We start from the raw sequence: 7,722 nt of genomic DNA, 5'->3' as shown, positions 1-7,722 counted from the left end.
CGAAGGATGGGGCACGGTGGCGGCGCAGTTGGCCAGGTTGGTCGAGCGTTAGGAGACAGCCTCTCGATCGTCACCGAGGGGTGACGATCGAGAGGCCGACTTTACCTTACCGCGAATAGACTGGGCGATAGCTGCCTGGCTCGAAGAATTGCATTTCTTCGCCGCCGCCCGGCTTGCGGACGAAGGCGCGGATGCAGCCGTTCCAGCGCTCGACGCGGGTAGCGTCAACGCCCATCTGGCGCAGGTGCATCAGATCGAACGTGTTGCGATCATCCTCGGTAATTCGGCCGCCAACTGAAAAGCCGAACGAAAAGCCTTCGGTGGAGCCATCGCAGAAGGGGGCGGCGAAGGTGGCGCCGGTGCCGGTCAGCAGGACCGTGAAAGCCAAAGCAGGAACAAGTCGGCGGATCATGACACTCTCCATAGTTATGGTTTCTCTGAACCCAAATTGTGGCGGTGCTGCGCCGCGCGGCGCTCTTGCAAACGAATTATCATCACCACGGCCGGGATGGCAAAACTGAGCATCAGCAGGCGGATGACGTGGTGAGCCGCAATGAAGGCAGTATCATAACCAAGGGCGATGCCGAGCGCTCCCATGCCCTCGAGTGCGCCGGGCGACAGACCCAGCCAAATCTGGCCAAAAGGCATGTCCACGAGTTGCGCTACCCCGAGGGCCATGACGGTCACGATGCCAACTGTCATGGCGGTGGCGATGAGGCCACCCTTGGCCGCGGCAACGAATTCGGCGCGGGTTATGCCGGAAAAACGCGAGCCGATCATGGCACCGGTCAGAACGAAGGTGATGACCACGAGCGGGACCGGCATGGCTTCGGTGTAAAGGCCGCCAAGCTTGGCGGCAGTGGCAGCGGCCATTGCCCCAAGCACCATGCCCGCCGGTACCCGCAAAAGATTGAAGACGCAGCCCATGGCGACACAGCCCAGCGCCAGCACGGCCAACTGCAGCGGGGAGAGGAAGGAGGTTGCCGCGACCACGTCGAAATGATCGATGGGCAGGAAAGTAGCCCCGATCGGGACGGCAATGGTCAGCATCAGGATACGGATGACCTGAATGATGACGATCTGGCGGGCATTGCCGACACCCGTCGCGGCAATGCCCATGACAAAGGACAGGTGGCCGGGAAACGAACTGAGATAGGCTGTGCCCGGGTCGAGGCCGAAGAGACGAGTCAACATCCAGCCGGTCGTCGCCACGATGATCACGAGCTCGATGGCGAGTGCGGCCAGGCTGATCGGCCAACTGGCCAGAAGAGCAAGCGAGTCCGGCGCAACACTTGCCCCCATGGACATGCCGATAAGGACGAAAACCAGATTGCGCAGCCCATCGGGCAGCACCATCGGCAGGCCCGCCATGGCGCCGATGGTTACCGCCAGGGCGCTGCCCATGAGCCAACCGGCAGGCAGGCCAGCCAGATGCGCCAATCCGCCGCCGAGCGCGGAGATGACCAATGTCAGGGCGAGGGCGAGAATATTGCTGAGCTGGGGCGGGGACATAGCGGGCTACTGTAGAACGGAGCCCCCTTCGCCTATAGGGTTGGCGTGGCTTTGTCACCCTTGGCCAGTCAGCGCGCTATCACATCAGAGGGCGGCAGCGCGCAGGAGTTCGCCTGCAATGGTTCGGCCGATAATGCGAAGATCGAGCCATAGCGAAAAATTCTGCACGTAAGCGAAGTCGTGGCCAATGCGGTTCATCGCCATGACCCGGTCGGTGGTCGGGCCCCGAAGGCCGTTGCACTGGGCCCAGCCGGTCAGGCCCGGACGCATTTCGTGGCGAAAGGCGTAGTTTGGCACTAGGCTTTGATAGTCCGTGCCAGCGGCGAGCATACCGGAAACGTGCGGTCGTGGGCCGACCAGGGCCATGTCGCCGCGCAAGACGTTGAGCAGTTGGGGCAGTTCGTCGATGCTGGTGCGACGAATGAAAGCACCGATACGGGTGATGCGATTGTCATTGGCCGTCACCTGGGCGAGGCCGGCGGCATCACAACGATCGGCATGCATCGAGCGGAATTTGAGCAGCTCGAAGAGCCTTCCGTTCTGTCCGATCCGCTTCTGCCGAAAGAATATCGGTCCCTTGTCGGCAAGCTTGATCTGCAAGGCGATGGCGAGGAACAGAGGCGAAAGCAAGAGGAGCCCAATCAACGCTCCGGCGATGTCGATGCCGCGCTTGACGAAGAGCGCACTGCGGCGGCCTTTGTCATCGCGGGGTCGAACTAACCGCCCATTTCGCCAATGAACCGGCAGCCCCGTCTGTTGGCGGAGGAGCTGGTACGGTATGAGGCCGGCCCTCGAATAGTCGCGATGTGAACCGGGGTGGCTTTCGACTTTGGGTGTGCTCGTAAACTCAGCACGACCAAATGGATTGGAAGTCCTGTTCATTGCCGCTGTCCGAAAGACATGTCCAATTAACAAGGTATTAACCATAATGGACATGGCAGACGTGCCCTGTCCAGCGCAGAAAATTCGCGCTGCACTGCCGGCCCACTGAAAATCGATTGCAAGGCTGACGCAAAAGGAATTTTATCTCGCCGTGTGCAGCAGGAGGTTTGTCTGATCATTCCGCGCGCCGAGGCCGAGGCCTTCATTGGTGTGGTGGTACGCCACGGTTGGCTGATCATTTCCGTTTTCGCTATTGCGCTCCTGAGCGCCTACGCCGTCACGAGCGCGCTGCGCCCCGTCTACTCAGCGACGGCACTGCTCATCGTCGAGCCGGCCCTCGATCACATGCTGGACGGGGGCAAGCAGGCGGCCGACCCTCCCAGCAACGCCACGGTCGACGGCGTGGTCGAGATCATGCGCTCGGACCCCGTGCTGATCCGCGCCCTCGATATTGCGGGCCCCATAACTCCGGCCGATCTTCCTTCAGGCCTTGACCTGCAACCCGGCTTCCTTGGCTTTTTCCGGATCGTGCCGGAGGCCATGAAAACGGACGAGGAGGAGCGTTCACACGCGTTGACGCAAATGCGCAATGCCGTCTCGATCAACCGGCGCGGCCTGACACCGGTGATCGCTATCAGCGCCCGTGCCACTCAACCAAAACTTGCCGCGAGGGTGGCCAATGCGGTCGGGGAGGCGCAGATTGCGCTCAGCGTCGCCGCAAAGACCGAGAGCATCTACAGGGCCCGAACTCTGATCGAAGGGCAGGTTTTGGGCGCAGATCTCAGGGTAAAGAGACTGACCGAGGTTCTCACCGCTCTCGAGCAGGTGGAAGGCGCCGACGTACCGGCCGCGCAGCAAAACCTCGACATTGCGCGCTATCAGCATACCCGTCTGCTCCAGCGGGCGCAGGAACTCGACGAACTGGCGGGATTGCAGATGGCCGATGCCAGACTGGTGGCGCCTGCAACGATACCCGTCGAGGCCAGTTTTCCAGACGTCCGCACCACGATGGCGATTGTTGGTCTCTTCGGCTTCGTGGCTGCCCTGGCAGCTGCTTTTACCCTCGATGGCCTTGCCAGCGGCGTGCGCAGCACCGCCGAGCTTGCCGAGGCGGTAGGTGTGCCGGCCGCGGTCGGCATGCCACGGGTGAGCATGCTGCGCTTCGATGGCACAAGCCATGCCGACCAAGTGATCACCGCGCCGCTTTCGCCCTTTTCGGAGGGCATGCGTACCCTGCAGCTCAATCTGCAGCGTCACCTGACGGCCGGGGCCGGGCAGGTCATTTTCGTCCTGTCTCCGGGCGATGGGGAAGGCAAGACGACCACGGCGCTGGGTCTTGCCCGCGCCTTTGACGCGGCAGGGCGGGGGGTATTGCTGCTCGATGCCGATGTGCGCGCGGCAGCACTTCGCCGTCATGTCGATGTGCCACTGTCGGGTGGCTTCGAACAGGTGCTCGCGGGGCAGCTGGATATTGGCCGGGTAGCGGGATTGGTCCGGCGGGATCCGCTTTCGCGACTCTCGGTGCTCGTCAACTCCGATCGCAGCGAAGCCCCGGCCGAAGCGTTGTTTGGCGGGCCGACCTTTGCCGGCGTGCTGCGCAGCCTGCGCGCCAGCTATGACATCACGATTGTCGACATGCCGTCGCTGCACTGGTCGGCGGAGGCGGCCTATCTCCTGCCCCATGCCGATGCGGTCGTCATGGTGGCAAGTTGGGGGAAGACCGAGCGCACACACTTGCGTGAGGCGCTGGCGACGATAAGGCAGGCCCATCCCACGCCATTGCCGCTGGTGCCGGTACTGTCCTTGCAGCCCGAGGCAATCCGATGGCGGTCGCCGCGCTATGAGCCTGGCTATTCCTCGCGTTAGGCGCCTGGCTGTCCATAATAGTCAAAATACCAGTCGACGAAAGCGGCCACGCCCGCTTCGACGCTGGTTTGCGGAGCAAAGCCGGTAAGCGCCTGCAGCAAAGCCGGGGAAGCGTGGGTGTCCTTCACGTCGCCCTGCTGCATGGGCAGCATGTTTCTCAGCGCTTGTTTGCCCAGCGCCTTCTCGACGGTTTCGACGAAGGGCAGCAGGCCCATGGGGTGGCCGCCGCCGATATTGACACTGCGCCAGGGCGCGACCGGCGACAGCGAATCCGCGCCGCCTGTCACCGCGACCGGCTTGCCTCGCTCCGGCGGCACGGCGATGAGACGTACCAGGGCGTCGACGAGATCGTCGACATAGGTGAAGTCCCGTTGCATCTGACCTTCGCCATAGATGTCGATGGGCTCGCCCGCGGCAATCGCCGAGACGAACTTGAACAGCGCCATGTCGGGCCGCCCCCAGGGGCCATAAACGGTGAAGAACCGGAAGCAGGTCGTCGGCACCTCAAAGAGATGCGCATAGGCGTGGCTCATTGCCTCGCCGGCCTTCTTGGTCGCCGCATAGAGCGAAATGGGGAAATCGGTCCGGTCGACTTCGTCAAAGGGCGAGTGCTCGTTGCCGCCATAGACCGAGGACGTGGACGCCATCAGCAGGTGCTGCGTCCCCGTGTGGCGCAGCACTTCGAGCAGGTTAAAAGTGCCGGTCAGGTTGGAGTCGATATAGGTCTGCGGCGCCTCGATGCTGTAGCGCACCCCGGCCTGGGCCGCGAGGTGAACGACCACATCGGGTGCAAAGCCTCTGATCGCTGCTTCGAGGGCGGCGCGGTCTTCAAGCAAGGCTTCGGTGAAGGAAAAGGCTGCGGAGGGCGTCAGCAGTGCCAGCCGCGCCCTTTTGAGCGAGACGTCGTAGTAGGAGGTCATGCCGTCATAGCCATGCACGGAATGGCCGTCTGCAAGCAGGCGCCGGGCGAGGTGGTAGCCGATGAATCCGGCCGAGCCGGTTATGAAGATCTTCATTCTATCCCCGCGCATCTTTGCCACCGGTTAGCGCATTATTCCTGAAAATGCCGTTAGTTGGCCATGCCCGCGCGCCGCGCCGGCCGATTTCTCCTCGCCCCGAAAGGCCGCCACTAGACTTGTGGCATCTCTTTCAGCGGAGCCGATCATGGCCGATATATTCTCTTCGCACAGTATCGATGTGGCGGCACCTGCCGCCGGCGCTTTTGCCATTACCCCCAGTGATGCCACCATTTTCGACCAGCCGACGCGCGCCATTCATGTCGGGGCGGGTGGCTCGATCCAGGCCGAGATGCTGTGGGGCGGCATCGTCACCTTTGAAGGCGTGCCGGGCGGCGCCATTCTCCCCGTGCGCGTGCGCCGCGTGCTCACCGGCACCACTGCCGGCGCGCTTGTCGGGCTCTACTGATGGCACCCAATATGATGCCCGCGATCGGGCTTAGTCTTTCGCCGGGCGCCACGGCGGTCGATGCCGACGGTGCCTGGCTCGATGCCGATTTTGCCCGCGGCCGCTACCGCTTCGCCGGGCGGGTGCTGGCCAATGATAGCCAATTCCGCCAGGCGGTGGGCGCCAGCGTTCCCGCCAGCGGTCAACTGGTCATCGGCCCCTATGTGGCCGAGAGCGCGCCGGAATTGCTGACCGACGGCACATTTGCCGCCGGCAGCACCAGCGACTGGAACATTGTCGGCAGCACGCTCGCTGTCGTCTCGGGAGCCATGCGCGTCACCGCCGGCGGCGGCAATGGTTCGGGCGCCTATCGCACCATTGCCGGGCTGATCCAGAGCACTGGCCGCGCCTACCGGCTGACCGGGGAGGTTTGGCGCGAAACCGCCACCAACGTGACGCTCGGCTTTGGCGCTGGCGGCGGTGGCACGGCGAATTATGCGCAGACCGCCAACCTCACCAATACATCGCCAGCCCAGGCAGTGCTCTATTGCGGCGGCTTCAACGCCTCGACAGCCTCGATCGCGGTGCGCAATCTAACCAATCCATCGACGGGCACCTATTGGGTCGACACTCTATCTCTGCGCGAGGCCATGCCTTGCGCTGGCTATCCCGTTGGCGTGCTCTGCGGCCTCATCGAAGCGACGACGCCGGCCAGCGGCGGGGCAGGTGGGGTCGTCTTTCAGGCCGACGACGCCGCCGATTTCAACGGCAACTGGTTCGAGCGCAATTTCATCCGCCTTATCTGGGATGCGAGCCAGCATCTGCGCTTCGTGGTCTCTTCGGGTGTCACCGGCGCACAGGTGGAACAGGTCAATCTCGACCTCGGCGTCGTCGCGGCGGGTACGCGCTTTGCGGTGGGGTTTTCGGCGCGGGAGGGTGACTATCGCGCCGCTCTGGTCGGCCAACCGGTGCAGCAGGCGCTTTCCGGAACGTTTCCGGGCCTGGCCGCCCTGCGTGTTGGACGCAGCCGTTCGAGCGTTTCCGGCCTCTGGACTGGCAGCGTCGAGCGTTTGCGGCTCTTTTCGACCTCGATGGGCGAGGAGCAGTTTGCCGCTTTCGTGGCCGGAACGGGCATTGCCGCATGGGGCGATAGCCTGACCGCGGGAGCCGGCGCCACCGGCGGCAGCACCGGCAATGCGACTTACCCTGCGGTGGCACAGGGGCTGTTTTCGCCGCGTCGCGTCGTGGTGCGGCAGGGCGTGGGCGGGCAAACCTCCACCCAGATCGCGGCGCGCATGAATGCCGTACCAATTCTCGTCACGGTGTCGGGCGGGCTCCTGCCGGCGTCGGGCGCGGTGGCGATCAGCGACAAGTCGGTCAATGCCATCGCCGGCTCCGGTGGCTATGCCGGCAGTCTCAGGGGCTGGCTGGCGGGCGTCGAAGGGACCATGTCCAGCGACGCCTCGGGCAATTGGAGTTTTGTGAGGAAGACTGCAGGTGCCGCGCTGTCCGTGCCGGCCAATGCGCGCTTCGTGCCTGCCTGGGGAAAATATCTGCGCGGCCATACCGCCTGGCTCTGGATGGGACGCAATGGTGCGCAGGCCGGATATTCGGTGCTGGCCGACATCGCTTCCGCTGTCGCCTCGCTCGGGCATACGCGCTATCTCGTGGGCGCGATATTGCCGAGCACGGCCGATAGCGGCGCCTCAATGACGCAATTGGGCGTGCTCAATGGCCAATTGGAAACCGCCTATGGCGGGCGTTTCGTCAACCTCATGGCCGTGTTGCGCTCAGCGGCCAGCGGCGCTGACGATGCGAGCGATGTGGCTGCGGGTTTTGTGCCGCGCTCGCTGCGCTCGGACCATCTGCACCTCAACGATGCCGGCTATGCCCTGGTGGCGCAGGCGTTTCATGGGGCGCACCTGGCAATGGGTTGGTAAGACCGCGACGGCGCAGATAGCGGGCGGGATTGCCGACATGGATCGTCCAGTCGGGAATATCTGCAAAGGCAACGCCGCCCGCACCCAGCACGGCCCCGGTCCCCAGCGTCACGCCAGG

7 protein-coding genes are annotated in these 7,722 nt (G+C 63.9%); 3 read left to right on the top strand and 4 right to left on the bottom strand.

Going from position 1 to position 7,722, the window contains the following annotated elements; all coding sequences use genetic code 11:
• Window positions 1–106 precede the first annotated feature (106 nt).
• From J0I64_RS08075 to J0I64_RS08065, 3 genes are all read right to left on the bottom strand, one after another.
• Entirely contained in the window at window positions 107–412 is a 306-nt protein-coding gene (locus J0I64_RS08075; protein WP_291407082.1) for a hypothetical protein, read from the bottom strand.
• A gap of 14 nt (window positions 413–426) precedes the next feature.
• A complete protein-coding gene (locus J0I64_RS08070; RefSeq protein ID WP_291407081.1) occupies window positions 427–1,512 on the bottom strand; it encodes an AbrB family transcriptional regulator in 1,086 nt (361 codons plus the stop codon).
• A gap of 84 nt (window positions 1,513–1,596) precedes the next feature.
• The gene (locus J0I64_RS08065) at window positions 1,597–2,394 is read right to left on the bottom strand and encodes a sugar transferase (RefSeq protein ID WP_291407080.1); all 798 of its coding nucleotides are present in this window, start codon (window positions 2,392–2,394) and stop codon (window positions 1,597–1,599) included.
• 153 nt (window positions 2,395–2,547) lie between these two features.
• Here J0I64_RS08065 and J0I64_RS08060 point away from each other — a divergent pair, with 153 nt between their 5' ends.
• Complete coding sequence (locus tag J0I64_RS08060; RefSeq protein WP_291407079.1) at window positions 2,548–4,260, top strand: tyrosine-protein kinase domain-containing protein; 1,713 nt, start codon at window positions 2,548–2,550, stop codon at window positions 4,258–4,260.
• Here the strand turns inward: J0I64_RS08060 and J0I64_RS08055 are convergent.
• Complete coding sequence (locus tag J0I64_RS08055; RefSeq protein WP_291407078.1) at window positions 4,257–5,276, bottom strand: NAD-dependent epimerase/dehydratase family protein; 1,020 nt, start codon at window positions 5,274–5,276, stop codon at window positions 4,257–4,259. The genes J0I64_RS08060 and J0I64_RS08055 overlap by 4 nt on opposite strands.
• 148 nt (window positions 5,277–5,424) lie before the next feature.
• Here J0I64_RS08055 and J0I64_RS08050 point away from each other — a divergent pair, with 148 nt between their 5' ends.
• Both J0I64_RS08050 and J0I64_RS08045 read left to right on the top strand, forming a co-directional pair.
• A complete protein-coding gene (locus J0I64_RS08050; RefSeq protein ID WP_291407077.1) occupies window positions 5,425–5,685 on the top strand; it encodes a hypothetical protein in 261 nt (86 codons plus the stop codon).
• Entirely contained in the window at window positions 5,685–7,604 is a 1,920-nt protein-coding gene (locus J0I64_RS08045) for a hypothetical protein (RefSeq protein ID WP_291407076.1), read from the top strand. The genes J0I64_RS08050 and J0I64_RS08045 overlap by 1 nt, the downstream gene beginning before the upstream one ends.
• Window positions 7,605–7,722: the final 118 nt, after the last annotated feature.

The organism is Devosia sp., assembly GCF_017307565.1.
GTDB lineage: Bacteria > Pseudomonadota > Alphaproteobacteria > Rhizobiales > Devosiaceae > Devosia.
This window is presented reverse-complemented; position numbering and strand designations above follow the sequence as displayed.

Excerpts from the sequence above, each read along its gene's own strand:
- J0I64_RS08075 (WP_291407082.1), bottom strand. The coding sequence starts at position 412 with ATGATCCGCCGACTTGTTCCTGCTTTGGCTTTCACGGTCCTGCTGACC.
- J0I64_RS08070 (WP_291407081.1), bottom strand. The coding sequence starts at position 1,512 with ATGTCCCCGCCCCAGCTCAGCAATATTCTCGCCCTCGCCCTGACATTG.
- J0I64_RS08065 (WP_291407080.1), bottom strand. The coding sequence starts at position 2,394 with ATGAACAGGACTTCCAATCCATTTGGTCGTGCTGAGTTTACGAGCACA.
- J0I64_RS08055 (WP_291407078.1), bottom strand. The coding sequence starts at position 5,276 with ATGAAGATCTTCATAACCGGCTCGGCCGGATTCATCGGCTACCACCTC.
- J0I64_RS08050 (WP_291407077.1), top strand. The coding sequence starts at position 5,425 with ATGGCCGATATATTCTCTTCGCACAGTATCGATGTGGCGGCACCTGCC.
- J0I64_RS08045 (WP_291407076.1), top strand. The coding sequence starts at position 5,685 with ATGGCACCCAATATGATGCCCGCGATCGGGCTTAGTCTTTCGCCGGGC.